General features: G+C 72.1%; 24 protein-coding genes and 1 pseudogene. 15 read left to right on the plus strand and 10 right to left on the minus strand.

The features are described from left to right. Nucleotides 1-247: 247 nt before the first annotated feature. Nucleotides 248-712 carry a DUF6228 family protein gene (locus tag AB0M82_RS03610; protein ID WP_364717375.1) on the minus strand — a complete coding sequence of 155 codons (465 nt, stop codon included), beginning with the start codon at nt 710-712 and terminating at the stop codon, nt 248-250. A 95-nt stretch (nt 713-807) separates the two neighbouring features. Here AB0M82_RS03610 and AB0M82_RS03615 point away from each other — a divergent pair. Continuing rightward, a pseudogene (locus AB0M82_RS03615) lies at nt 808-909 on the plus strand (LysR family transcriptional regulator); the annotation flags it as partial. Between the two features lie 174 nt (nt 910-1,083). On the opposite strand, the gene AB0M82_RS03620 reads toward AB0M82_RS03615, so the two are convergent. Continuing rightward, a complete protein-coding gene (locus AB0M82_RS03620; RefSeq protein ID WP_364717377.1) occupies nt 1,084-2,061 on the minus strand; it encodes a phosphotransferase in 978 nt (325 codons plus the stop codon). Nucleotides 2,062-2,435: 374 nt separating this feature from the next. Between AB0M82_RS03620 and AB0M82_RS03625 the strand changes: the two genes are divergently transcribed. Both AB0M82_RS03625 and AB0M82_RS03630 read left to right on the plus strand, forming a co-directional pair. After that, nucleotides 2,436-2,732 carry a hypothetical protein gene (locus tag AB0M82_RS03625; protein WP_364717379.1) on the plus strand — a complete coding sequence of 99 codons (297 nt, stop codon included), beginning with the start codon at nt 2,436-2,438 and terminating at the stop codon, nt 2,730-2,732. Nucleotides 2,733-2,939: 207 nt separating this feature from the next. Further along, entirely contained in the window at nt 2,940-3,476 is a 537-nt protein-coding gene (locus AB0M82_RS03630) for an EF-hand domain-containing protein (protein WP_364717382.1), read from the plus strand. A gap of 60 nt (nt 3,477-3,536) precedes the next feature. Here AB0M82_RS03630 and AB0M82_RS03635 read toward each other — a convergent pair whose 3' ends face one another. From AB0M82_RS03635 to AB0M82_RS03660, 6 genes are read right to left on the minus strand one after another with little or no spacing between them, the layout of a single operon-like run. Then, nucleotides 3,537-3,980 (minus strand): hypothetical protein, encoded by a 444-nt coding sequence (locus AB0M82_RS03635; protein WP_364717385.1) that lies wholly within the window; start codon nt 3,978-3,980, stop codon nt 3,537-3,539. Beyond that, complete coding sequence (locus tag AB0M82_RS03640) at nt 3,977-4,864, minus strand: Gfo/Idh/MocA family oxidoreductase (RefSeq protein WP_364717387.1); 888 nt, start codon at nt 4,862-4,864, stop codon at nt 3,977-3,979. The genes AB0M82_RS03635 and AB0M82_RS03640 overlap by 4 nt, the downstream gene beginning before the upstream one ends. Beyond that, on the minus strand, nt 4,861-5,907 hold the full coding sequence (locus AB0M82_RS03645) for an Ldh family oxidoreductase (RefSeq protein WP_364717389.1): 1,047 nt from the start codon (nt 5,905-5,907) through the stop codon (nt 4,861-4,863). Before AB0M82_RS03645 ends, AB0M82_RS03640 begins: the two co-directional genes overlap by 4 nt. Then, on the minus strand, nt 5,907-7,139 hold the full coding sequence (locus AB0M82_RS03650; RefSeq protein WP_364717391.1) for a M20/M25/M40 family metallo-hydrolase: 1,233 nt from the start codon (nt 7,137-7,139) through the stop codon (nt 5,907-5,909). The genes AB0M82_RS03645 and AB0M82_RS03650 overlap by 1 nt, the downstream gene beginning before the upstream one ends. Next, nucleotides 7,136-7,990 carry a sugar phosphate isomerase/epimerase family protein gene (locus AB0M82_RS03655; protein WP_364717394.1) on the minus strand — a complete coding sequence of 285 codons (855 nt, stop codon included), beginning with the start codon at nt 7,988-7,990 and terminating at the stop codon, nt 7,136-7,138. The genes AB0M82_RS03650 and AB0M82_RS03655 overlap by 4 nt, the downstream gene beginning before the upstream one ends. Next, on the minus strand, nt 7,980-9,005 hold the full coding sequence (locus AB0M82_RS03660) for a Gfo/Idh/MocA family oxidoreductase (protein ID WP_364717397.1): 1,026 nt from the start codon (nt 9,003-9,005) through the stop codon (nt 7,980-7,982). The genes AB0M82_RS03655 and AB0M82_RS03660 overlap by 11 nt, the downstream gene beginning before the upstream one ends. A 287-nt stretch (nt 9,006-9,292) precedes the next feature. On the opposite strand from AB0M82_RS03660, the gene AB0M82_RS03665 reads away from it, so the two are divergent. The 9 genes from AB0M82_RS03665 to AB0M82_RS03705 are packed head-to-tail and all read left to right on the plus strand — an operon-like array spanning nt 9,293 to nt 19,503. Beyond that, on the plus strand, nt 9,293-10,375 hold the full coding sequence (locus AB0M82_RS03665; RefSeq protein ID WP_364717399.1) for a DegT/DnrJ/EryC1/StrS family aminotransferase: 1,083 nt from the start codon (nt 9,293-9,295) through the stop codon (nt 10,373-10,375). Continuing rightward, nucleotides 10,372-11,475, plus strand: a complete 1,104-nt coding sequence (locus AB0M82_RS03670) for a DegT/DnrJ/EryC1/StrS family aminotransferase (protein WP_364717400.1) — start codon at nt 10,372-10,374, stop codon at nt 11,473-11,475. The genes AB0M82_RS03665 and AB0M82_RS03670 overlap by 4 nt, the downstream gene beginning before the upstream one ends. Nucleotides 11,476-11,487: 12 nt before the next feature. Further along, nucleotides 11,488-12,126 (plus strand): class I SAM-dependent methyltransferase, encoded by a 639-nt coding sequence (locus AB0M82_RS03675; protein ID WP_364717403.1) that lies wholly within the window; start codon nt 11,488-11,490, stop codon nt 12,124-12,126. Continuing rightward, the gene (locus tag AB0M82_RS03680; protein WP_364717404.1) at nt 12,123-13,040 is read left to right on the plus strand and encodes a UbiA family prenyltransferase; all 918 of its coding nucleotides are present in this window, start codon (nt 12,123-12,125) and stop codon (nt 13,038-13,040) included. The genes AB0M82_RS03675 and AB0M82_RS03680 overlap by 4 nt, the downstream gene beginning before the upstream one ends. Beyond that, the gene (locus AB0M82_RS03685) at nt 13,037-14,335 is read left to right on the plus strand and encodes an FAD-dependent oxidoreductase (protein ID WP_364717405.1); all 1,299 of its coding nucleotides are present in this window, start codon (nt 13,037-13,039) and stop codon (nt 14,333-14,335) included. The genes AB0M82_RS03680 and AB0M82_RS03685 overlap by 4 nt, the downstream gene beginning before the upstream one ends. Then, nucleotides 14,332-15,879 (plus strand): class I adenylate-forming enzyme family protein, encoded by a 1,548-nt coding sequence (locus AB0M82_RS03690; protein WP_364717407.1) that lies wholly within the window; start codon nt 14,332-14,334, stop codon nt 15,877-15,879. Before AB0M82_RS03685 ends, AB0M82_RS03690 begins: the two co-directional genes overlap by 4 nt. Then, the gene (locus AB0M82_RS03695) at nt 15,876-16,661 is read left to right on the plus strand and encodes a class I SAM-dependent methyltransferase (protein WP_364717408.1); all 786 of its coding nucleotides are present in this window, start codon (nt 15,876-15,878) and stop codon (nt 16,659-16,661) included. The genes AB0M82_RS03690 and AB0M82_RS03695 overlap by 4 nt, the downstream gene beginning before the upstream one ends. Next, a complete protein-coding gene (locus tag AB0M82_RS03700) occupies nt 16,658-18,034 on the plus strand; it encodes a CoA transferase (RefSeq protein ID WP_364717411.1) in 1,377 nt (458 codons plus the stop codon). Before AB0M82_RS03695 ends, AB0M82_RS03700 begins: the two co-directional genes overlap by 4 nt. Continuing rightward, complete coding sequence (locus tag AB0M82_RS03705) at nt 18,031-19,503, plus strand: fatty acid--CoA ligase family protein (RefSeq protein ID WP_364717413.1); 1,473 nt, start codon at nt 18,031-18,033, stop codon at nt 19,501-19,503. The genes AB0M82_RS03700 and AB0M82_RS03705 overlap by 4 nt, the downstream gene beginning before the upstream one ends. Before the next feature lie 109 nt (nt 19,504-19,612). On the opposite strand, the gene AB0M82_RS03710 is transcribed toward AB0M82_RS03705, so the two are convergent. After that, nucleotides 19,613-20,605: a WYL domain-containing protein gene (locus AB0M82_RS03710; RefSeq protein ID WP_364717416.1), complete on the minus strand. Its 993-nt coding sequence runs from the start codon at nt 20,603-20,605 to the stop codon at nt 19,613-19,615. A 94-nt stretch (nt 20,606-20,699) separates the two neighbouring features. Here AB0M82_RS03710 and AB0M82_RS03715 point away from each other — a divergent pair, with 94 nt between their 5' ends. Then, nucleotides 20,700-21,944: an FAD-dependent monooxygenase gene (locus tag AB0M82_RS03715; protein ID WP_364717419.1), complete on the plus strand. Its 1,245-nt coding sequence runs from the start codon at nt 20,700-20,702 to the stop codon at nt 21,942-21,944. A 374-nt stretch (nt 21,945-22,318) separates the two neighbouring features. Next, the gene (locus tag AB0M82_RS03720; RefSeq protein ID WP_364717422.1) at nt 22,319-23,023 is read left to right on the plus strand and encodes a response regulator transcription factor; all 705 of its coding nucleotides are present in this window, start codon (nt 22,319-22,321) and stop codon (nt 23,021-23,023) included. Between the two features lie 207 nt (nt 23,024-23,230). On the opposite strand, the gene AB0M82_RS03725 is transcribed toward AB0M82_RS03720, so the two are convergent. Then, nucleotides 23,231-24,001: a matrixin family metalloprotease gene (locus AB0M82_RS03725; protein WP_364717425.1), complete on the minus strand. Its 771-nt coding sequence runs from the start codon at nt 23,999-24,001 to the stop codon at nt 23,231-23,233. 289 nt (nt 24,002-24,290) lie between these two features. Here AB0M82_RS03725 and AB0M82_RS03730 point away from each other — a divergent pair, with 289 nt between their 5' ends. Next, nucleotides 24,291-24,611, plus strand: coding sequence for a hypothetical protein (locus AB0M82_RS03730; RefSeq protein WP_364717428.1), 321 nt, complete (start codon nt 24,291-24,293; stop codon nt 24,609-24,611). The last annotated feature ends 259 nt before the right edge of the window (nt 24,612-24,870 follow it).

The following is a 24,870-nucleotide window of genomic DNA, read 5'->3' on the forward strand; positions in this document are numbered from 1 at the left end:
CGAATGGACACGCAATGAATTAATTGAACAGAGGAGATTGCCGTAATTACTCTGCGTGACGGCGCGCGAGGGGGCGTGTCACCTTCGGGCGATCACTCGATGCCCTCGGGTCAGCCCTCTACAGCCTGGCCACCAGCGCCGTCGTCCGGACGGCCGGTCGTCGCACACGAGAGCGCGGCCTACCAGGAGGCGCCGGCCGTGCTCCACGACGGCTTCGAGCGCCGGCCGCCGGGATCATCCCGGCTCGTCAGCGCGCCGCACCATCGAAGTAGTCGACGGGGAATCCTTCGGCTGTCATGAAAGCGTCGAGTCGGGCGACCAGATCGTCCTTCGCCGCACCGGCCTCCAGCCAAGTGACGACCGTGACGTCCCAACCACCACAAGCGGAACGCCACGGCCGCAGCGTCCACGTCAGCGCCACATGCCCTCCGGACTCGAACCTCGCACTGACCTTCAGATCGCGATCAGCGTTGGCCCAGTGTTGCTCACCCTGCCAACCGCGAAAGTCGAGGCCGTCGACAAAACAAACGAGACCTCGGCCCACCACGAAGTTGGTGACGCCCTCCAGCCGGGCGTCCAGCCCGGGTGCCCGCGCGCCGACGACAAAGAACATCCTGCGGTCCTGCGGCTCTGCCGCCGCATGCCGTTCCGCGAAACGCACCGACACCGACGGGTTGCGCCCGCACTGGAGCACGACCTCGAAATCGTCCAAGCAGCTCAGCTCGTGCCCCGGGAGCAACCAGCCGTGCGAACATCTTGTGATCACATCGCACACGGTACTCACGGCCGGCCGATCCAGCTCACGACGCCGCCGCGATGCCGCACATGACGCCGTCCGCGGTCAGCCAGCGGGTGAAGGCGCTGGAGCGGCGCACGGGCCAAGTTCTCCTGCTGTGCACGAAGCCGGTGGTGCACGGGCAGGTCGCGGGCAAGCTGGCCAACGAGCTGGGCAGTGACCCGAAGCTCGGCGACGCCCTGCTCAAGCAGCTGGACGACATGCTCCAGCCGCGGTCGAAACGTGCCCGCCACTCGGTGTATCGCACCGTAGTCGGGTCCTTGCGCAGCCGCGATCGCCCCGGGCGCTCAGGGAAGCTCCGCCAAGGTCCGGCCGATGTTCTGTTCCACGATCTCCAGCATTGCCGACCGGTCCGGGAAATCACCGTCCAGCAGCCGCAACGGGCCTGCCACAAGCGACAGATACATGGCGAGACGATAGAAGCGCACCCGGTCGCCGTCCAGGTCGTCACGGCGGAAATGGGAATACCCGCTTCCGAAGCGCAGCTCCAGGAACATGTGCTCCCATTCGACATCGAAGAACATGACACCCTCGATGTCGATCAGCACCGGCTCGTCACAGTCGTCGACCAAGACGTGATCGGGACCCAGCTCGCCGTGGATCAACCCGTACTCAGTACGGGGAGCCACAGCGGCGTAGCGGTCGTGAACAAGTCCCAGAAGTCGATCTTCGACCGCCGCGATCCGGTCGACGCGAGCCGCGGCCTCGCCGAGATGGCCCAGCGCGCGGCGCAGCACGATCCGCTCCACCGGATCCGTGCCGCCCGCCCGGTCGGCGCCCGGGCGACCGTATCGATCGCGCCGGCTGTCGTGCATCGCCCGGACCACCTCACCGAGACGAGCCGACACCCGCCCGGCGCGCCGCGGGTCCCGTTCGCACAAGGCTTCGAGCGTGCCACCACGCACGTCCTCCAGCACGGCCACCTCACCCGCGAGCAGACTCCTGCTCCGGTCCACCATCACCACCCGGGGAATCCGCACGCCGATCGAGGACAAAGCGGCATGGGCGGTCTCGAACAGATCGAGACCGCTGGCATGACCGAACGGGTCGCTCCGGTCCTGCGTCGCCGCGTCCGGCCAGTAGTCCTCGTCCGCGTTCCACACATAGGCGATGCTCGTCGTGCGGTCATCCAGCACCAGCCGGTAGACGCCCTTCTTGGAACCACCCCGCAGCCGTTCCACCGAGACCAGTCCACGCTCACCGAACGCCGCTCGCACCACGCCCGACAACTCACCGTCGCCGAGCCACCCCCGGATCTCGACCATTTCCGCACCCTACAACCGGATGCGCTCTTCTGCCGCGACCAGTGTGCGCTCCGCCGGCTGGGTCCTGGCCGGTTTCCGGTGAGCGGTGTCGCCAGGCGACCCTATCGGGGGCGACATCGGACGAGGTTGTCCGTGCTCACTCTGCATCACTGCGCCCGCGTCACCGGTCACTCGACATCGTGAACCGAAAGGATTTTCCCGAGCGGGGCGCGCACTCAGGCAGAACAATGCCCAGCCATTCGACTGAACGACCGCGCCGCGCCGCAACCTGCACGAGTGGGATTCCAATCAAGATCGGTTCTCTCTGAATATGGGCTGTTAGTTTCACGGATGACGAGGTGGGCTTCCCTCATGGAGGAATGATGAAGCGGTTCATGGCAGTCCTTTTGAGCACATTGACGGCCACCGTCCTGCTGATGTCGGCCAGTCCCGCGGCCGGCGCCGCGACGGGCGAAGTCGTGGTCTTCACCTCCGAATTCGTCCCGCTGGACGTCTACGAGAACCCCGAGGGCTGCTACGCGCTGCCCGAGGGAGCGCACGTGCTCGCCAACCGCACCGACGGGCCGGTACTGGTTTACGGAACTCCCGAGTGTTTCGGTGTGCCCATCGTCACCGTCGAGGCGAGTTGGGGAACGCATGTCCCTCCGGCCGCGGCGAGCTTCCGGGTCTGATCGGCAACCGTGCTCACACATTCCGCTCACGCCGAAAGGACGCGCGTGTCGGTCGATCTCGCCATTGTCGGAGTCGGGTACGTCGGCCTGGACGTCACGGGTCACGTGCCGGGGAAGGAGGTCCACCGCCTGTAGCAGCCCCGCGGCCGGGGTGGAGCCCCGCCCGCGGTCACGACACCCGTCCGTATGCTGAAGGAGTACGTAGAAATGACTACTACTGCTGTCAAAAACGAGCGCCTGGAACTCCGCTTCAAGAAGTGGGACCGCAACGGCAACGGCCGCATCGAGCGGTCGGACCTGGAGGCGGAGGCCCGCCGGATCCTCGATGCGTTCGGCGAGTCGCCGTCCACCCCGCAGGGCCGCGCGCTGCTGGAGTCGTTCACCAGCACCTTCGAGTACTTGGCCGAGCGGGCCGGGGTCGGCCGCAAGGGCGCGCTGGACCGCCGGCAGTTCATCGAGGTCATCGAGGCGGAGGTGTTCAAGGGGGGTGACGCCGGGTTCGGGCGCGTGGTGCGGCCGATGATCCAGGCGATCCTCAACGTGTGCGACACCGACGGCGACGGCGAGGTCAACCGGGCCGAGTTCGCCAAGTGGCTGTCGGCGGCCGGTGTGGACCGGAAGAAGGCCGACGAGGCGTTCCGGCTCATCGACACCAACGGCAGCGGCTCGCTGACCGTGGAGGAACTGATCGCGGCGGTGAAGGCCTACCACTTCGGCACGCTGGACGTGCCGCTGCTGGGCTGACGGTTCGCGCACGACAACGGGCCCCGGAGCATTCCTCCGGGGCCGTTGTCGTGCCCGCGGTCAGTGCGCGACGCCCGCGGCCGTCACCGTCGGTCCCCGCTCGGCGACGCCGAGAGGCCGGCTGAACCGGACGGTGCGTTCGGGATGCATCCCGACCTCGGGCCCGGTGTGCGGCCGTGGCATGGAGATGAGGATGTTGTAGTGATTGGGGTGGTGGCACGCGTCGAACCCCAACACGGTGCCGATCAGCGCGCCTTCGAGCCACACCTCGTCACCGCGGTCGATCACCCCGGCGTCGATGACCTCCACGAAGCCCAGGAAACCCACCCGGTCGATCCGCTCCGCGGTCACCGGGTGGTCGGTGGTGACGAGCTCGTGCACCTCGCCCTGCCGGACGCAGCGGCTGGCGAACGGCTCCAGGCGCATGCCGCGGTCGTCGCGGCGATGCACGAGTACTTTGACCACCCGGCTGTGCACGGGGCGCTTCGGTCCGTCCTCGATCACGTGCTCTCCCTTCGGTACGCCTCGTCCACCAAGGCCAGGGCGGCCAAGCCGCCGTCGGCCCACGCGCCGCCGGCGGCCGCGGCGCGCGCGAAGTCCCGGAGCACGCCCTCGTATTCGTGCCACAGTGAGCCCTTGAACCCGTCGTGCCCGGCGAGCATGTCGGCGCGTAGTTCGCGGCCGCCGGCCAGACGCGCGGTGACGTCCTTGACCTCGCCCGAGTAGGACCAGTCCAGCTCCACCCGCACCGGCGCCGTGCCCCGCGCCGTGAGCACGGCGCGCCGGTCGGTCCCGGCCGCGTCCCGCCCCACGCGCGCCTCGCACAGCTGCAGCGGACCGGCGAACAGGCGCGCCAAATCGAGTGCGTTGGGGCCGTTGTCGGCCACGCAACCACCGCCGGATCGTGTGGCGTCGAGGTACCAGCGGTCGGTTGCGACGTGCTCCTCGATGCGTTCGAAGTACCGCACGGTCAACGACTCCAGCGGCCGTCCGTCCACTTCGGCCAGCAGGGCGAGGACGTTGTCGTTGTACCGCCGGTGGAACGCGGTGAACAGCGCGACGCCACGCGCGTGGGCCACCGCCACCAGCTCGCGGCCGCGCGCCAGGTCGATGTCCAGGGGCTTTTCCACGCACACCGGCACCCCCGCCTCGACCGCGTCGCGGCAGATCGCCGCGTGCGCGTCGTTCGGCGCGGCCACCACCACGGCGTCCACCAGGCCGGCGGACAGCATCGCCCGGTGGCCGGGGAACGCCGGGACCGCGTGTCCCGCGCGGGCCTCGGGGCGCGGGTCGCACACGGCCGCCAGTGCGAACCCGTCCAACCGGTCGATCGCGGCCAGGTAGAAGCGGGCGATGACGCCGAGCCCGGCCACTCCCAGGCGAATCACCCGGCGGCCCGCAGGGTCGACGAGCGCAGCTCCTCGTACAGGTCGGCGGGCAGCGGCACGCCGTGCTCCCGCCGCCACGCCGCGCGTTCACCTTCGAGCCAGCCCGGGTAGACGACCGGACGGCGCGGGTCGGCCGGCGGGCAGCCCAGGAGCGCGGCGAACAACCCGTCGGCGTCGCCGGCGAATCCCGTCCGCAGCCGCGCGGGCGCGATGGCCAGCGCCATGACGCCGATGTCGTCGTCGGTGTCCCCGGCCCGCACCGGGCCCAGCGCGGCACCGGACACCAGTGCCGACAGCGCCTCCACCAGCAGCCCCAGCCCGAAACCCTTGTAGGCACCGGTTTGCGGGGTGCTGCCCAGCCACAGCAGGTGCCCCTCGCCCCGGTCGTAGGCGGCCGGATCGGTGACCGGCGTGCCGTCGTCGGCGGCCAGCCACCCGGCGGGGATCGGCTCGTCCGCCCGCGCCGCGGCCCGGACCCGGCCGGTGGGCACCACGGTCGTGGACATGTCCAGCACGAACGGGTGCCGGTCGCCCGCGGGGCAGGCCAGTGCCAAGGGGTTGGTGCCCAGCGCCTTCGCCAGGCCACCCGGCGGCCGGGCGATGGCCTGGCCGCCGCAGTTGGACGTGACCAGCCCGATGACGCCCCGGTCGGCGGCGCGGGCAGCGTGGAACCCCGCACACCCGATGTGCGTGGCGCCGCGCAACGACACCATGCCGACGCCGTACCGCTCGGCGCGCGACACGGCGAGGTCCATCGCCTGGGAGGCCGACCACAGGCCGAGGGTGCGGTGGGCGTCGGCCAGCACGCACGCTCCCGAGTCGGTGAGGACCTCCATGTCGGCCGCCGGGTCGGCGCGACCGGACGCCAGCAGCGGCAGGTACAGGCGGGTCAGGTTCACCAGGCCGTGCGAGGTGACGCCGGTCAGGTCCCCGTGCACGAGCGCCCGGGCCGCGGCGCCGGCGCGGTCGGGCGGGACGCCGCGGTCGGCGAACACGTCCGCCACGGCCGACACCAGCGCGGGGTAGGGCACGACGACGTTCATCATCCTCCGTTGCGGGCGAAGCGCGTGACGAGCTCGTGCACCACCGCCGAGAACCGGTCCAGTTCCTCGACGTGGGCGTGTTCGCCGCGCGCGTGTGCGTTGTTGGTTTCCAGCGATCCCGGCCCCAGCACGACGGTGCGGGTTCCGGGCACGTCGGCGAGCCAGATCGCGTCACAGGTGAATCCGGGCTCGCCGGCCGGCCAGGGCGCCGCGATTCCCTCGAGGTCCGGCACGTCGTGCTCGCGCAGCGCGGGCAGGCCGCGTTTTCGCCACTCCAGCGCCGTGATCGCGGGCGCGTCGACGGCGGTGCGGTGGAACGGATGGGTGCCCCGGAAACGTTCGGCGAACTCGGCCAGCCCCTCCCGCAGCCCCTCCTCCAGCGCCCCGGACAGGACCGCGGCCGACTCGGCACTCCCGTAGGACAGGTTCAGCAGCAGCTCCCCCGAGCCGTAGACGCGGTTGTGCATCCGCCCCGTGTGCAGGCCGGCCACGCACACCCGGCCGTCCGGAACGCGCCCCGCGAGCCCGGTCGCGAGGTGCTGGGCCAGGAACCCGAGCAGCACCGTCGCGTTGTGCCCGGCGTGCGGCTCGTCGTCGATCGCGTCGTCGCCGCGCACGACGACGGCCGCGGTCATGGCGGCGGTGCAGCGCGGCAGGTAGCGCAGGCCGGTGGGCTCGCAGAACACGTTGAGCGCGCCGCGGAAGCCCGCCTCCACCAGCGGCCGGGTGCCGAAGAAGCCCATCGCGCCGCCCTCCTCGCCGGAGACGGCTTGCACGAGCACGCCGACGTCGCGGCCCACGGCCGGATCGCGCGCCGCCTCCCGCAGGCCCGCCAGCAACGCCACCGCGGGTCCCTTGGCATCGATCGCGCCCCGGCCGTGGAACCGGCTCCCGTCGAACCCCACCGGTTCGACCGGCGCGACCGTGTCCAGGTGCACGTTGAACATCACGGCCGGCTCGGCGTGGCCCAGCCGCAGCACCAGGCTCGGCTGGCACTCCAGGAAGCCCGGGTCACGCCGCACCGCCTCGCGCACGACGGCGGGGACGTCGGCCCGCCGGAGCACCTCCGGCGAGGCGGGCCCGAGGTGCGCGGTGTGCATGCCGAAGGCGTGCGCGGCCTCGGCGTAGGCGTGCACGGCGTCCCACAGCCGCACCTCGCCATCGGTCTCCAGCGGACCCGCGGTGGGCGTGCGCAGCAGCTCCAGCAGCAGGGCACGATCCGGGGCGATCACCGCAGCAGCCGGGCCAGTGCCCGCCCCGCGCGGACGAACGCCTCCGCCGCGCCCTCGGCCGGCCGGTCCGAGCGGTGCGGCTGGAGCGCCACGTGCGGCTCCAGCGACCACGCCCCGGGGTAGCCGGCCGAGCGCAGCAATCGCACGCAGTCGCGCACGCGCGCCTCACCCGTGCCGGGATCGACGAACGTGGCGCCCCGGGCGTCTTTGACGTGCACGTGCGCCACGTGCGGCGCGACGCGCCGCAACACCTCGTAGCCGTCGTAGCCGTGGGCGACGGGATTTCCCGTGTCGAACAGCAGCCGCAGCGAGGAGCCGTTCACCGCGTCCAGCAGCTCCAGCATCCGGTCGGCGTCCGAGGCGGCCCACCCCGAGCAGTTCTCGTGCAGCAGCACGACACCGGCGGCCTCGGCGGCCCGGGCGAGGGCCACGACGCGGTCGAGCACCCGCGCGCGCCAGCGGGACTCGTCCAGGCCGTCGTTGGGGTAGGACATGATCCGCACGTACGGGGTGCCCAGGACGGCGCACCGCCGGGCCAGCACGGCCAGTTCGGCGAGGTCGTCCTCGAACGGCGCGGTGACCGGCCGGGCCCAGCCGCCGATCCGCGACGCCACGCACACCACCCGCACGCCGTGGTCGGCCAGCGTCGAGGCCACCCGGGCGAAGTGCCGGTCCGCCAGGTCGGCGACGGCCAGCCCGTCGACGGTGCGCAGTTCGACGGCCGACCAGCCCAGTTCCGCGAGGACGGCCAGCTGGCCGGCCAGGTCCGGGGCCGCCTCGTCGGTGATCCCGGCCAGGACGGCGTCGCCGGCGTGCCGCGGGGACGCGGTCGCCGCGGCCTCAGACCGCACTGACGGCCTCCGGCGCGCGTGCTGCCGGGACCACCACCGGCTCGGCACTGATGTTCTTGGCCACCGACAGCAGCCTGGCCACGTCGCAGGCGACCGAAAAGCCCTTCGCGTGCTGGTCGCGGCCGCCCTGGAACAACCGGTAGGCGTAGATCATCCACTCGGTGAGCGAATCGTCACGCAGCACCTGGTGCTCGCGTTGGCCGTCCACCGTCACGGTCAGCTGGGAGTAGGGGTCGTCGGAGCTGACCGCGTAGTGCCCGACCGCCGTGCCGCGTTCGAATCGCAGCACGACGCGCCGTTCCCGCACCGGGGACGTCAGATCCGACTCGATTTCCGTGCGCGTGCCATTGGTGTGCCGCAGCCCCACCCGGGCACCACCCATGTGGGGCACCCGCGTCTTGCCGATCACCAGGTCGGCGCCGGAGGCGTGGGTGACCCGGGCGTTGCCGGCCAGGCGCAGCGCCAAGCCAACGCCGTGCGGCAGTTCCACGTCGAACGCCGTCCGGTGCGACGTCGTGGTCAACGAGCGCCGGAACCGCGGCTTGTTCTGCACGAGCGTGATCGAGCGCGGCTCGCCCAGCCGCCCGTCCCGCCCCAGCGCCGTCAGCCGCGCGGTCAGCGAACTGGTCAGCCACGGCTCGACGACGGCGATCCGCAGTCCGTGTTGCCGGCGCAGCTCGATCACCCGTGACAGCTCGTCGGGGTCGATGGCCAGCGGCTTCTCCACCACCAACCGCCGGAACCCCAGCCGCGTGAGCGCGGCGATCACCTCGGAACGGCTTTCCGGCGGCGTGCACACGTGCACCACGGTCCGCGCGGGGTCCACCTCCGCCGCGGCGGCTCCCAGGTCCGCGCGCACGACCAGCCCCGGTCGCTCGGGCGGCGTCCGCCACGGGTCGCAGCCCACGACCGGCTCGTCGTCGAACAACTCCGGCGCGGCGGCGCGAGCGCCGGCGAGCACCGGAAGGTGCAGCTGCGCGCCGGCTCGTCCCAGCCCCACCACGAGTGTTCGCACTCCTGATCCCCGTCCATTTGGATGAAAAATGGCCACCGCCCCCGACAGACGATTCGATTCGAACATGCGCGAGATTTCACGATTCGAGCGACACTTGTCAACACTCCGTGTTCACAGTTGACCAAGAAGAGTGAAGACAACTCGCATTGAGGGGCGACACTTGGGCTCCGATCTTAGGATCCAACGGAAATTCCGACAGCGGAGGTGAACGCTTGAGCGTTCCATCATTCACCCAATCAGCGACGTTTTCGAAATTGTGGCCCACCACGAGCCGCCACATTATCGACGTGCTGGACCGCGGCAAGTACTCACATGGCCACAAGGTCGTCGAATTGGAAGAAGCGCTGGCCGCGTACACCGGCGCCGAGTACGTGGTGGGGGTGAACAGCGGCACCGACGCACTGGTGCTCCTCCTGCGCGCGTGCGGCCTGCGGCCCGGTGACGAGGTGGTGGTGCCCGCGTTTTCGTTCATCGCCTCCGCGTCCGCCGTGGTGCTCGCCGGCGGTCGTCCGGTGTTCGCCGACATCGAGCCCGACGGCTACGGCATGGACCCCGCTTCGCTCGCGGCCGTGACCACCGAACGCACCCGGTTCGTGCTGCCGGCGCACTTGTTCTGCCAACCCGCGGACATGACGGGATTGGGCGAAACAGCCCGGCGGCTGGGACTGACCGTGGTGGAGGACAGCGCCGAGGCGATCGGGATGCGGTACGGCGGCACGCACGCGGGGCTGCTCGGCAAAGGTGGCGTGCTGTCGTTCTTCCCGACCAAGACGCTCGGCGCGCTGGGCGACGCGGGCGCCGTCCTCACCGACGACCCGGGCGTCGCCGAAACCGTCGCCGCGCTGCGCCACCACGGGCGGTTCGGCCCCACCGCCGGCCACTTCCCCGCCATCAACACCACCACCGGCGCGGTCGGGGTCAACAGCAAGATGGACGACCTGCAGGCCGCGGTGCTGCTGGCCAAGCTCGGCCGCCTGGACGCGGACATCGAGCGCCGCGCCGTCCTCGCCCACCGCTACACCGAACTGCTCGCCGGCGTGCCCGGGGTGCGGAAGCTGCCCTCGGTGCTGCCGCGCCGGGCCGACGTACGTGGAGTGTTCTACGTGTACGCGCTCGAGGTGGAGCGGCGGGACCAGCTGGCCGCGCACCTGGCCGCGCGCGGCGTGGGAGCCGAGACGTACTACCCGACCCCGCTGCACCTGCAACCCTGCTTCGCCGACCTGGGCCACCGGCCCGGGGACTTCCCCCACGCCGAGGCCGCCTGCCGGCACGCGCTCGCGCTGCCGCTCTACCCGGACCTGCACGAGGACGACGTCGCCCAGGTGTGCCGCGAGATCCGCGACTTCTCCCGGTCCGCGGAGGCCGCATGAAGATCGCGTTCTTCCCGCCGGACCTGTTCGAAGACGACCGCGAGGTGCTGCTCGACGTGGTCCGGGAGGTGGCGCTCGATCCCGAGCAGCGGTTCATCCTCGGGCGTCGCACCGAGCGCTTCGAAACCGTCATCCGTGACGCCGTCGGAGCGGCCGACGCCATCGCCTGCTCCAGCGGCACCTCGGCGTTGACCCTCGTGCTCCGTGCCATGGGGGTGGGGCCCGGCGACGAGGTCGTGGTCCCCGCCTACTGCTGTGCGCCGCTCGCGGCCGCCCCCGTGCTGCTCGGCGCCACGCCGGTGTTCGCCGACGTCGACCCGGCGACGATGGTCGTCGACCCGGTCGAGGTCGAGAAGGCGGTCACCGCGCGCACCAAGGTCGTCATGCCCGCCCACGTGTTCTCCGTGATGGCCGACATGCCGGCGCTGCGCGCCATCGCCGCCGACGCCGGCGCGCGGCTGCTGGAAGACTCCGCCGTCGCCCAGGGCGGCGTGCTCGGCGGCCGGGCCGCGGGCACCTGGGGCGACGCGGGCGTCTACTCGTTCGTCCAGGTCAAGACGTTCGGGATGCCCGGCGAGGGCGGCATGGTCGTCACCGGCGACCCGGAACTGGGCCGCGTCGTGCGCATGCTGCGCAACCACGGCCAGGACGGCCGCACCCGGTTCCTGCACCACCGGATCGGCGTGAACAGCCGCTTCGACGAGATCATGGCGGCGTTCCAGCTGCGCCGCTTGCCGGGACTGCCCGCGCGCCTGGAACGCCGGGCCCGCATCGGCGAGTACTACACCGAGCGGTTCACCGGCCTGCCCGGCGTCGTGCCACCGCCGCCCGGCCGCGACGGACGCTGCTTCTACGTGTACTCCCTGCTCGCCGAGCACCGCGACGCGCTGCACGACCACCTCGCCATCCGTGGCATCGGCTCGCACGTGTACTACCGCTCCCCCTTGCCGCACCAGGCGGCGTTCCGCACCACCGGCCGCGAGTGGCCGGCGGCCGAACGCGCCTGCGCACGCCAGCTCGCCATCCCGATCCACCCGCACCTGACCGACACCCAGGTCGAGCACATCGCCGACGAAGTGTGCCGGTTCGCCCGAACCTGAAACGGAGACGCCATGCCGCACACCAGCCCCGCTCCCACCGCCGACGCCGTGGCCCTGGAGTGGCACCGCCGGGCCGCGCGCCCCGGCCTGACGCGCGTCATGCGCGCCTCCCAGCCCGCCGGCCTCGCCGGGGCCACCACCGAACGCACCCGCGCGCTCCTCGCCGGCCACCTCCGGGCGATCGCGCCCCGCACGGCGCTGGAGATCGGCTGCGGCATGGGCAGGCTCACCCCCACCATCGCCGCGCACGCCCGCGACGTGCTGGCCGTGGACATGACGCCCCGGATGCTCGACCTCGCCCGCGCCGAGTGCGCCGGCCTGCCGCACGTGCGGTTCGCGCACGCCGCCGTCCAGCAGTTGCCGGTACCCGAAGAGCCGTTCGACGTCGCCGTGTGCGTGTGGGTCCTCATGCACGTGCTCGGCGAGGACGACCTGGCCGAAGCGTGCCGCCGCATCGCCGCCTCGGCCCGGCACCTGGTGCTGGTGGAGTACGAGCACGCCGACATCCCGGTCGGCGAGTACTCGCGGCTGCGCGACCTGGACGCCTACCTGGAGCTGCTGCCGGGTGCCCGGCTGGTCGAGCGGCGCGACGTGTTCTACGGCGGCGACCGGTCCTTCGCCGCCCTGATCGCTCTGGAGGGCCCCCGGTGATCACCTCCATCGCACCCGCCACCACCCGCGCCTACGTCCGGCTGGCCAAGCTCGACATCGTCGACTACTACCTCGGCGTCCTGGTCGTCGTGACGTTGCTGCCCGCCGCGCTGCGCTTCGACGGCGGCGTGCTCACCAGCACCGGCCTGTTCCTGCTCGGCGAGGTGTTCGTCATCGCCGCGATGGTGGCCTTGGACGATCTGACCGGCTTCCGCGACGGCAGCGACGTCGCCAACTACGCCCCCGACGACCCGAACCGGCGCCGGTACCGCAAGCCGCTCGTCGCCGGAACGCTGACCGAGGACCAGGTGCTGCGGTTCGCGTGGGCCACCGGGATCATCGGCGCTCTGCTGTGGATCGCGGCGATCGCCACCGCACCGCACGCTCCCTTGTGGACCGTCGCGCTGATCGGCGTCACCTACTTCTTTTCCGTGCAGTACTCCTGGGGCGTCAAGCTCAGCTACCACGGGTTCCAGGAGTTCTTCATCGCCGCCCTGGGCTGGGCGCTCGTGCTGGCCCCCTACGGACTGGCCGTGGGCTCGCTCGACGGCGACGTCATCGTGCAGGCGCTGCTGTTCGGCCTGGGACCGCTGCTGTTCGGCGTCTACTCCAACACCAACGACATCAAGGGCGACCGCCGGGTGGGCCGGCCCACCGTCGCCGCGCTCACCTCGCCGCGCGGGAACATGCGCTTCATCTTCGCCGTCACCGCCGTGGAGGCCGCGCTGATCGTCTGCGGGCCACTGCTGGGCACCGCGTGGTGGTTCCCGTTGGCCCTGCTGCCGACGCTCCTGCTGCGCGCCTGGCAGCTGCGCATCGCCTTCGGCCGGGGCGACATCCTGCGTGCCCGCCTCCTGGGCATCCGCATCCACCGCGTCACCGTGGTGGCGCTGGTCACGGTGAACCTGCTGTGACCGCCGAAGAAGACGTCATCGTCGTCGGGGCCGGCGTCGCCGGACTGGCCGCCGCGCACGCGCTGCGCCTCGCCGGCCGCTCGGTGCGGGTGCTGGAGGCCGCCGACGCCGTGGGCGGCCGGATGCGGACCCTGCGCACCGGTGGGTTCCTCGTCGACACCGGGGCCGAGCAGGTGCCCGAACGGGGCTACCCCGCCACGTGGGGCCTGCTCGGGCAGCTGGGCGTGGACCGGGCCGCGGTGCCCCGGATCGGCCGGCACCTCGCCGTGTGGCGCGGCGGCCGGGCGCGGCCGGGACTCGCCCACCCCCGCGGCCTGCTCACCGGGGCCGGCCTGGGGCCGCGCGCCCGGCTGGACCTGCTGCGGATGCTGCGCGTGCGCCCGGACTTCGACCACCCGGAACGCGCCGAACTCGGCACGGTCGCCGAGTTCGCCGGGGCCTTCCACCCCGACGTGCTGGACTACCTCTGCCAGCCGGTCGTGTCCGGGTTCTTCGGCTGGCGGCCCGAGCGTTCGGCCGCGGCGCCGCTGCTCGCGCTGCTGGCCGCCGCCGGGCCGGCGAACACCTGGCGCACCTACCGCGACGGCATGGACACCCTCGCGCGCGTCCTGGCCGCGTCCCTGCACGTCACCACCGGCGCCCGCGTCGACGGCGTGGTGTCCGAGCCCGGGTCGGTCCGGGTGCTCTGCGGCAACCGGCAGATCCGCGCACGGCGGGTGGTGCTCGCCGTGCCCGCCCCCCTGGCCCGCGTCCTGCACGTCAACGCCCCCGCCGGCGACGCGGAGTTCCTCGCCGCCGCCACGTTCACCCCGGTGGTCAAGGCCCACTTCATGCTGCCGACCCGCCCGGCGTCGCGCTCCTACGCGATCGTCATCCCTGCCGCGGAGGACCAGGTGGTGTCCACGCTCATCCTCGACCACGTCAAGCACCCCGGGCGGGCGCCCGCCGGACGGGGCCTGGTCACCGTGATGGCGAACCCCGCCACCGCGCCCGGCCTGCTCGACGCCGCCGACGACGAGGTGTCCGGCGTCCTGTCCGGCGCGGGCCGGCGGTTCCTCCCCGCACTGAGCACGGCCACCGGCGCACTGGTCACCCGCTTCCGCGACGCCCTGCCCGAGGCCACCCCGCACGCCTTGGCCCTGCGCGCCGCCTTCGCCGCCCGGCCCGTCACCGCCGTCGAGTACGCCGGGGACTGGACCGGGCTCGTGCCGTGCAGCGAGGCGGCCGTGCGCTCCGGGCAGCACGCCGCCGCCCGGCTGCTCTCCGCCACGCCAGTCAGGAGGGAACACGTATGAGGCCCCACGACATGGGCACCCTGTTCCACGAGGTCGCCGCGCGCCGCACGCACACCACCGTCGTGCTCGACCGGCCCTTCGACATCGCACCCGACCGGGGCACCGAATTCACCGTGCCCCAGCTGGCCGGCCTCGTGGCGGAAGCAGCGGGCTGGCTCCACGCCGCGGGGATCCGCCCCGGAGAGCGGGTCGCGGTGATCAAGCGCAACCACTACGACTACGACCTGCTCGCCTGCGCGGTGATCCGGCTCGGCGCCGTCCCCGCTCTGCTGTCGGGCGACCTGCCCGGCGACGTCCTGGAAACGCTGCTAGAGCGCCTGGAGCCGGCGGTCCTCGTCACCGACCGGCCCGTTCCGGCGCACCACGCCCGCCGCGTGCTGTCCCTGGCTGCCCCCGGCCAGGGCGAACTGGCGCTCGACGACGTGCGAGGCACCCGCGCCCCGTCGCCCCGGCGCCGGTCCGACGACGACCCGCTGGTGATCAACCACACCTCCGGCACCACCGGCACCCCCAAGCTGGTCGTCCACACCACGCGCACCATCGTCGACCGGCTCGCCCGGTTCGAGGCGCTGCGCGTTCCGGTCGTGGGCACCCGCCGCGACGACGTCGTCGCCAACGCCTCCTCCTACGCCCACGGCCGCACCTTCTGCTGGACCGGCAGCGTGTTCTGCCTCGCCCCCCGCAAGATCGTGCTGCTCTCGGACCCCGCCTCGGCGGGAGAAGTGCTCGGCGCCCACCCGCCCACCACCGTCGAAGCCCTGCCCGCCGCCTACGTGCGGTGGCGCACCATGGCACCCGGGGCGGGCAACCCCTTCCGCGACGTACGCCTGTTCGTCTCCACCTACGACGCGGTGCACCCGCCCGTGGTGCGGACCATGCTGCACGCGTCGCGCCGCCGCCGTCCACTGTGGATGCAGGGCTGGGGGCAGACCGAAACCGGGCCGCTGTCCTTCCGCTTCCTCACCCGCGCCGCCGTCGACCGCGCCACCCACGCCCGCCACCTCGGCCGCCCGCTCCCGGGCCGGGCGAAGCTCCGGGTCGTGGACCCCGGGACGTTCCGGCCGGTGCCACGAGGACGGCCGGGACTCGTGCTGGCCCGGACCAAGGCTCTCTGCGCCACGTACGTGGGCGAGCAGGACCGCTGGCACGACAAGCACACCGACGGCTGGTGGAACACCGGGGACCTCGGCGTCCTGACCCGCACCGGGGCCGTGCTGCTGCTCGACCGCGAGATCGACACCGTGCCCGGCCTGAGCTGCCTGCACACCGAGGACGTGCTCGAGAACCGGCTGCCCGAGGTCCTGGAGTGCGTCGTCCTGGGCGCCACCGGCAGCCCGCCCGTCCCGGTCGTCGTCACCGCCGACGGGCACCTCGACCCGCGGCGCTGGCGGTCCGCCGTCGCCGGCCTGCCGCCGCTGGCGCCCCCGCGCGTGGTCACCTGGGACGACCTCCCGCGCACCGGCACCGGCAAGGTGCGCCGCCTCGAACTGCTCACCCGCGTCGCCGGGCACACCGTCACCCACGGGACCGGAAGGTGGACATGAGCACGATCCGGGAGGGCTACGCCTTCGACAACCACAGCGTGCACGCCACCGAGCAGCACCGCTGCCTGGCCGCCGCCTACGACCCGGCGACGCTCGCCCGGCTGGAGCGCACCGGCGTCGGACCCGGGTGGCGGTGCCTGGAGGTCGGCGCAGGCGGCGGCAGCGTCGCGCACTGGCTCGCCGAGCGCGGCGCGTCGGTCCTGGCCACCGACGTCAAGCCCGAGCACGTCCCGCCCGCCGCGGGACTGACCGTGCTGCGGCACGACGTCGTCCACGATCCGCTGCCCGAAGCCGAGTTCGACCTCGTCCACGCCCGCCTCGTACTGCTGCACCTGCCCGAGCGCGAACAGGTGCTGCGCAAGCTCGTCCGCGCCCTCAAGCCCGGCGGTCTGCTGCAGCTGGACGAGTTCGACCTCGGCTACGGACCGGTGCTGCTGGCCGCGGACACCGGACACGCCGCCGCCTACGAGGAGTTCCTGGCCGCCAAGGAGCGCATGTTCGCCGCGGCCGGCGCGGACTGCCGCTGGGGCCGCCGGGTCGCCGCCTCGATGGTCGCCGCCGGCCTGGTGGCGGTCGACCCGGTACCGGTGGTGCAGCAGTGGAACGCGGACTCCCCCGGACTGCGGCTGCTGGTCCACCACACCCACCACCTGCGCGGCAAACTGCTCGCCGCGGGCCTGACCGACACCGGCCTGCGGACCGCCCGCGCCGCGATGACGCACCCCGCGTTCCGCGCCACGTCCTGCGTCTTCTACACCGTCCAGGGCAGGCGTCCCGCATGACCGCCGTCGACGCGCCGAGCTGGAGCGGACCCGTCGACCTCCCGCTGCGCGGGGAACCCGACGTGCAGGCGGCGTGCGGACTGATGCACGTCCACGGCCGCCGGCTCGGCCGTCCCGCGCCGCTCGGGATGGACTACGCCCGCGCCGTCGGCGTCGAACTGGGGGCGATCGGAGTGCTCGCCGTCGAACTGGGGCGCACCCGCGGCGTGCCGCTCACCGGGCACATCACGTCCGTCGCGCAAGCCGCCCTGCTCGCGGTCTCCCAGTACCTGGCGGCCGCGACCGCCGACGAACCCGACGAGTGGCACCCCGGCGCGGGGCCGCCGTTCCGGTCCGCCGACGGCGCGGTGTTCGAGGCGGAGACCCTCGATCCCGGGCCGTGGCAACGGTTCTGGACCGAGCTGGGTGTCCCGGCCCGGGCCGTCGAACGGGGCTGGCGCCCCTTCCTGCACCGCTTCGCCACGGCCACTTGCCCGCTGCCGCCCGATTTCGCCGACTCCGCGGCCCGCTTCCCGCTCGCTGTCCTGGAAGCCACCGCTCGACGGACGGGCATGACCATGGTCGTCCGGTCGGAGCGAGTGCTGGACAGCCTGCCCGCCTACCGGATCTCCCCGCGCGGGCCGCGCGGGAACACCCGGGACGAGGTCCTCTCGGCCGGGGAGCTGCCGCTGGCCGGGATCGTCGTGCTGGAGTCGTGCCGGCGCGTGCAAGGACCGCTGGCCGGGCACCTGCTGGGGCTGCTCGGGGCGACCGTGGTGCGCGTCGAGCCGCCCGGCGGCGACCCGCTGCGCTGGGTGTCACCGATGGCCGGGGACACCTCCGCCCGGTTCCTCGCCCTGAACCGGGGCAAGGCCGTGGTCGAGATCGACCTGCGCACCGGCCGGGACGAGGTGCTCGACCTCGCCGCGTCGGCGGATGTGTTCGTGCACAACTGGGCGCCGGGCAAAGCCACCCGCTGGCGCCTGCGAGCCGAGGATTTCCCGGCCGGCCTGGTGTACGCGCACGCCTCCGGGTGGGGCGACGAACTCGGTCCCGAACCGCCGCCGGGCACCGACTTCGTCGTCCAGGCCCACGCGGGCGTGCCCGCCTCGCCCATGACCGTCGTGGACGTGTTCGGCGGCGTCGTCGCCGCCCACGCCGTGGTGGACGCGCTGCTGCGCCGCGAACGGACCGGGTGCGGGCAGCTCGTGGCGTCGTCGCTGCTGTCCGCCGCGTCCCGGCTCAACGCTCTCACCGGTCACCGCGACACATCCGCGCCCACCGTGCCGGTGTGCACCGACCTCGCCGCACTGGGACGCGACCCGCGATTCGCGCGGGCCCTCACCCGGGAGCGGTGCGTGCTGCCGGTCTCGCCCTGGGAGTTCTTCCGATGACGTGGGTCTCCCGCGCCGGGGTGGTGATCGCCGACCGGGTGCCGGCGGCGGCGCGGCGCGCCTGGGTCCGCGCCGGGCACTGCCCCGGCCGGGACCTGCACTCGCTGTTCCGCGACCGGGTCCGCCACCATCCCGGCCGGGTCGCCGTCATCGACGACCGCGGGAGGCTCACCTACGGCGAACTGGACGAGCAGGCGCGGGGGCTGGCGGGCGCGCTGGCGGCCCGGCCCGGCGACATCGTCGGCGTCCGCGTGCCCAACGGCCGCGACGCCGTGGTCGCCGAGCTCGCCGTCGCCGCGTGCGGCGCGGTCGCCCTGCCGTTCACGGGTGGGCGGACCGACGCGCTGAACCTGCTCGGACGGGCCCGCGCCGCGTCGCTGATCACCGATGACGACCTGCCGTGGCCGGCCGTGCCGCCCCACGCCCGGGGCGAGGGGCGGAAACCGGTCACCGTGGACCCGGAGTCCCCGGCGAGACTGCTCGTTTCCTCGGGTTCGGAAGCCGAGCCGAAGCTCGTCGCCTACTCCCACAACGCCTTCGCCGGCGGCCGCGGCAATTACCTGCGCGCCGTGCACCGCGACACCCCGGTGTGGCGGGACCTCGTGCTCGTGCCGCTGTCCTCGGCCTACGGGTCGTTCGGGGCCACCATCACCCTGTGCCGCTTCGGCGGGACACTGGTGCTGCGCCCCCGGTTCGACGCCGTGGACGCGCTGCGGGCCATCGCCGAGCACCGGCCCACCCACGTGTTCGGTGTGCCGGCCATGCTGCGCCGCCTCACCGAACACGCCCCGGCCTTCGACACCTCGTCGCTGCGGGCCGTCGTGTCCAGCGGTGACGTGCTGCCGGACGACACCTTGCGGCGGTGCCGGGAGGTGTTCGGCATCGACGTGGTCAACGTCTACGGCTCTTCCGACGGGGTCAACTGCCACACCACCACGCCCGAGCACGGTGTGGGCCGCCCCGACCCGGCGGTGACCGCCATCCGGATCGTGGACGGCGAGATCTGCGCCCTGGGTCCGATGACCCCGCTCGACCACGTCGGCGGCGGACCACCCCGGCTTCCCGGCGGCTGGGTCCGCACCGGCGACCGAGGCAGCTTCGACACCGACGGCACGCTGCACGTCCTGCGTCGCATCAAGCGCGTCGTCATCCGCGGCGGCTACACCATCAGCCCCGCCGAAATCGAGTCCGCGCTGACCGGCCACCCCGACATCGCCGACGCCGCGTGCGTGCCCGTGCCCGACCGCGAGCTCGGGGAGCGGCTGTGTGCGTGCGTCACCGTCCGCGCCGGCCACCCGGCTCCCGACCTCGCCGGGCTGACCGCGTTCCTGCGCACCGACCGGGGCATCACCCCGCACAAGCTCCCCGAGCGCCTGCTCGTCCTGGCCCGGCTTCCCCTGACCCACACCGGAAAAGTCTGCCTGCGCACGCTCGCCGGCCTCGCCACCGCCCAGCACGGCGAACGGTGATCGGTCTCGACCCGCGGGCCGGGCCCGGACAGCTGATCGGCGCGGTATTCGCCGCCGGAGACCGCCGTCCGAAACACCGACCAGCGGGGCGGTCCTCGGTCAGCGTGAGTCACGTCCCGGGTATCGCCATGTAGCGGTGCGCGACGTGCCGGCACGCGTCGAGGAGTTCGGCTGGGTGGAGGTCGGCCAGGTCGGTGTCGAAGGTGGCGAGGATTCCGGCGATGCCGGACCAGGACCAGGCGCCGAGGGTGAGCCGGCAGTGATCGGTGTCGAGGTGTTCGACGACGGAGCCACCCGGTGCCCAGCGGGCCACGATGTGGGCGGGCAGGTTGAGTCGTGCGCTGCCGGTGCATGGCCAGGCAGCGGGGGTGTCGCCACGATCGTGGCTGCTCATGACGAAGTGGGCGATATCGCCGCCGGGCAGGTCACGGTGGCCGAAGTGGGAGGTTGTCGGACGAGGGTGCAGCCGGTCCACGCGGTGTACTCGCCACTGGTGGTCGTCGAGGTCGTAGGCGACGAGATACCACCGGCTCGCCCACACGACGAGGTGGTGGGGCTCGATCCGGTGGGCGGCGGCGAAGTCCTGGTCGTCGGGGGCGGGGCGGGTGGCGTCGGGACGCAGGAGTTCGGCGACGAGGACGCGACGGTGCCGCACGGCGCTGCCCACGGCGCTGAGCGCGGCTGGATCGATGGGTGGCGCGGGGAATTCCCAGTAGTTCCGCAGGCGGGTCAGCCGCAGGGATTCCATCGCCGCGCGCAGCGTCTCGGGCATGGCCTGCTCCAGGATGGCCAGGGCTCGGGCGGTGTCGTCCTGCAGGCCGAACATGGTGCTGGGCGCGGTTTGCAGCGCGACGGCGACCGCCAGTGCCTGGTCGTGATCGAACAGCAGCGGCGGCAGGGTGTGTCCGGTGCCGAGCCGGTAGCCGCCGTCGGGGCCGCGGACGGTCGTGACCGGATAGCCGAGTCCGCGCAGGGTGTCCAGGTCGCGGCGGACCGTGCGTTCACTGACCTCGAGCCGGGCGACGAGGTCGCGCAGCGGCCACTGCCGGCGTGATGCGAGCAGCGACAGCAGCCGCAGCGCTCGATGGGAGGTGGTCGCCATCACTCCATCCAAGCACCGGTACTGGTCATTCCGTGTCCACTACCGGTGTCAGTGTCGGGACAGTCGAATGATCAGTTCAGCGGGTGGAGGATGGATGAGCGTGCGCGTCGTCGTGGTCGGAGGCGGAATCGGCGGGCTGGCGTTGGGGGCCGGGCTGCGCCGCAGCGGGTATGAGACGGCGGTGTTCGACCGCGACACCGATGTCGCCGCGACCGGCGGCTACCACATCACCCTTGACCAGCGGGCCCAGTCGGCGCTGGAGCGGCTGGTGGCGCCGGAGATCATGCGACGGCTCCTGGCGTCGGGGTCGGCGCTGCGGCTGCGGGAGCGGGACGCGTTCTGGGACCGCCGCGGCCGTCTGCTCGGGCACGGCCCGGACCTGACCGGCAGCGCGAGCGTCGACGTCGATCGCATCACGCTGCGCACCCTGCTGGCCGAAGCCGTCGGTGAGGACCTGCATCTCGGGCGGGAGGTGTCGGGTGTCGATCACGACGAGCACGGGATGCCGCGAGTGGCGTTCGCCGACGGCACGTCGGTCACCGCGGATCTGGTGGTCGGTGCCGACGGCACTCACTCGGTGGTCGCCCGGCACCTGGCGGCCGGCCCGACCAACCGCCCGGCCGGCATCATCGGATTCTCCGGCCGCACCCGACGCACCGACCTCAGCCCCGCCGAGCAGCAGCGCCTCGGGCCGCGCTCGGCACTGGCGATCGGCCCACGCGGCGCCGCGCTCTACATCGGATTCCTCGACCCGGTCGGCAACGCCGCCCTCGACGCCCCCGAGCTGCGGATGTCGGTCACCACCGGCCCCACCTACATCTGGGGCGCGATGTTCCCCGAATCCGCCCAGACCGAAGCCTTGCGCGACCTGCACGGCACCCAGCTGCAAACCGCGTTGCTCGACCGGTTCCGCGCCCGCAGGTGGGCCGATCGCACGCTGGAGGTCATCACCCGCGCCGATCCTGCCAGCGTGGCCGCGTTCCGGTTCAACGCCGCCTCGACCCGCGCCACCGACCTCGCACCCTGGAACGCCGGCCGCATCACCGCCCTCGGCGACGCCGTCCACGCCACACCACCCACCGCCGGCATGGGAGCCGGCGCGGCCATCCGTGATGCCGCCGACCTGCTGGACCAGCTCAACACGACCATCGACGGCACCACGACGCTCACCGACGCGATCGGGCGCTTCGAAGCCGGGATGCGCCGGCGCGGTGGCGAAGTCCTCACCCTGGCCATGAAGACCGTCCGCTGGATCCTGGCCACCGACACCACCCTCGGCGCCGCGGCCACTGCAATGGCCACCCCGGTCCTGGCCGCGGCCAGCCGGCTACGGCGCTGACGGCCCACGCCCACCTTCACGGTGGGGTCACCTCGGTCAGAATCGGCCCCTGCCCGGCGTCCAACACGCCGGCACAAACGGAGACGCAACGGAGCCCTAACCGGCATTCAAAACAGCAAAGCTCGCTAGCATTTCACCGAACATGCAGGTCAAACTCGGCTGCCCGCACGAGCGCACTCCGATGGTCCCCTCCACCGTGCGCTTGATCCTCCGCGCCCACAAGGAATGTGCCGCACCGAACGGGGCCCACGATCGGGTGACGAGTCGGCCCTCTGGCCACGCCCGGACGTAGGTTGGGAATGTGCGGCGGCGTCGCCGGGGGAGGCGTCTCCGGCGATGGAAATGAGTGGATACCAATGGTCAGAATCCTGGCTGTGCATGATCAGGCCGACATCGAGATGGTGCTGAGTCCGCTGTTCACCGGCGCGGGCTATGAGTTCAGCTCGGTCTCCGATGGCCGCAGTGGCCTGCACAAGTTGCACGAGTTCCAGCCTGACCTGGTGGTGCTCGACATCGGACTGCCCGGCGAGGACGGTTTGGCGATGCTGGGGCGGATTCGCGACACCACCGACCTGCCGGTCCTGCTGCTGTCCGCGCGGGATCGGACCGCGGACAAGGTGCGCGGCCTGCGCGCGGGCGCCGATGACTACCTGAGCAAACCCTTCTCCGGGCCCGAGCTGCTGGCCCGCGTCCACGGGCTGCTGCGCCGCTCGGGGCGGGCCGAACCCATCCAGGACGAGATCTACGACGACGGCCTGGTGCGGATCGACCACCGGACCCGATTGGTCACCGTGGACGGCGGCGAACTGGAGCTGACCGCCATCGAGTTCCGGCTGCTCAACATGCTGGTCCAGCATGAAGGCGCGGTGTTGAGCCTGGCCCAGCTGCTCGCCGCGGTCTGGGACGATCCATGCGCGGTCGCCCCCGACCGGGTGAAGTTCGCCGTGCTGCGGCTGCGCGCCAAACTGGGCTGGAAAGGCCAGTTCTCCCCGATCACGGCTATCCGCGGCATCGGCTACCGCTACCGCTCAGGCAGCTCAAGCAGCTCACGCGTCTACCGACCCCGCAGGTCCAGCTGACAGCCGAGCCGGATCGCGCGGCCGGCCAGTGTGGGGAGCCCGGGAGCGCGACGATGGCCACACCGATCACGAGTATCGGGATCATCGGCCACCCCTGTCCACATCGGACATCGCCTGATCCTCGCCCCGTCATGGTCGTGCTGCCGGGCGCGGTGGCCGTGTTTCCGGAGAAGACGCGCCGGTGCGGGTCACCGACGCATCGAGTGGTTACGGCTGGCTGGTCACGGCGCGGAGACCTGCCACATCGCCGGCGGCGAGGAGCCTCTTGGTGGTGTCGCAGGAGCTGATGCGTGGAGTCATGATCTGGGCCGGGTGGAGGAACTGGTCGACGTGTTCCAGGCCCAGGGTGTGCCCGCGTTCGTGCACTACCACGGACTCGAGGTCGTAGCTGCCCAAGCAGATAAGCGGCCGTGTGGTGAACCAGCTGTGTGAATTCGAGAGGAGCATGTCGGAGGCCAGGACCACGCCGTTGGAGCGGTAGTAGACGCAGGTGTAGCCGAGGTATCCCGACGACAGCGTGCCCCAGCTGGTGACGCTTCGCCCGTCATTGCCGGTGCAGGTGCCGGTCGCCCCGATCTGCGCGACAGCGCTCGTCGTGGCTCCGGCGTAGGCCTGGCTGACCGGTGATGTCACCGCGATGGCACATCTGTTGGTTCCGCGGACCAGGTTCTGCGTCGCAGTCCGGATGCTCGTCAAGGCCGTGCCGCCGACGGAGGCCGGCGCGCGGGCGCCGTTGTAGAGCCAGCTGTAGGTGCCGGCGAGGTGCCAGGGCTTGCGGGCATAGGTGGTGTCACTACACGCGGTGTCGGCCACGGCGCCGGCGACCTCCGGGGCAGCGAGGATCGGTTCGCCGACGACTATGACGTCGTCGGGGAGTGGCGCTCCCGCGTTACTGGGCGCAGCGATGGGGGTGCCGGTTCCCAGGGCCGAAAGAGTGAGCAGCGTGACTGCGGCTAGCGGCAATACGAGATTACGCATGGTGGCACTTCCGAGGTGGAATGGTTGGAACGTAGCCCCACTCTCGGGTGTCCTGGGTGCAATCGGGGCGTGCGCCTGGTGCAGTTGGGTAGCAGAGCCACTCCGGAGGGTGAGCAATCCCACACTGAACCGGGTTACCGCCGACGACGCTGATCACGACTCCAGGCAGCCAGCCTGGTCACGAAGAGCAACCCGATTCTGGCCACAACGGGTGAGCGTGACCGCATACACGTCCATTCGTGCCGCGGTCTCCGTCTCGCGGTGATGTGGCTGGCCAGGGTGCACCGCCATGGATGCCGCTGATCTCGACTACCAGGCTCGGGCCTTGTCCGGCTGCATTCCTCCGCTTCTCGTCTCCCGGCTTCTTGAGCTCGGCCATGGGAAAGAAGTGGAATTCCAGGCCGGCCGCGGGGAATGGTTCCGCGCGCGTGAGTGGACACGGCTGCTCGGTGTCCAAGGGCGGCAGGCGGAGGCGCTCGTGTTGCTGAGCGCCGGAATCGAAGACTGGTTCCTCGCCACTGCTCTGGTAGAGGTTTCCGAGGAGGCCGGCAGGGACGAAGACAAGCCGCAAACACGCAGCGTCATGTACCACTACCCGAATTGCACCTGACCCCGGTAGGTGTGGATTCGGCGGACGTCCGCCGCCGGTCCGCGGTAACGCCGGGTATTCAGATCGAAATGCCTTCTGCCAGGGGGCGGGCTCGGCGGCGAACGGATGCGTTTGCCGCCGAGCCGAACTCCATCGCCCCGGGCACGTCCGCCGTGCCCGGCGAGACTCGTCCGGTCAACGCTTTTCGGTCGTCGTCCCGGCTTCGGGATTCGCGGGCGGCGCGCTCCGGCGGAGATCCGCTTCGGTGTGGATCTGGATG

Origin of the sequence: Amycolatopsis sp. NPDC051128 (assembly GCF_040682715.1) — a bacterium.
Classification (GTDB): Bacteria; Actinomycetota; Actinomycetes; order Mycobacteriales; family Pseudonocardiaceae; genus Amycolatopsis.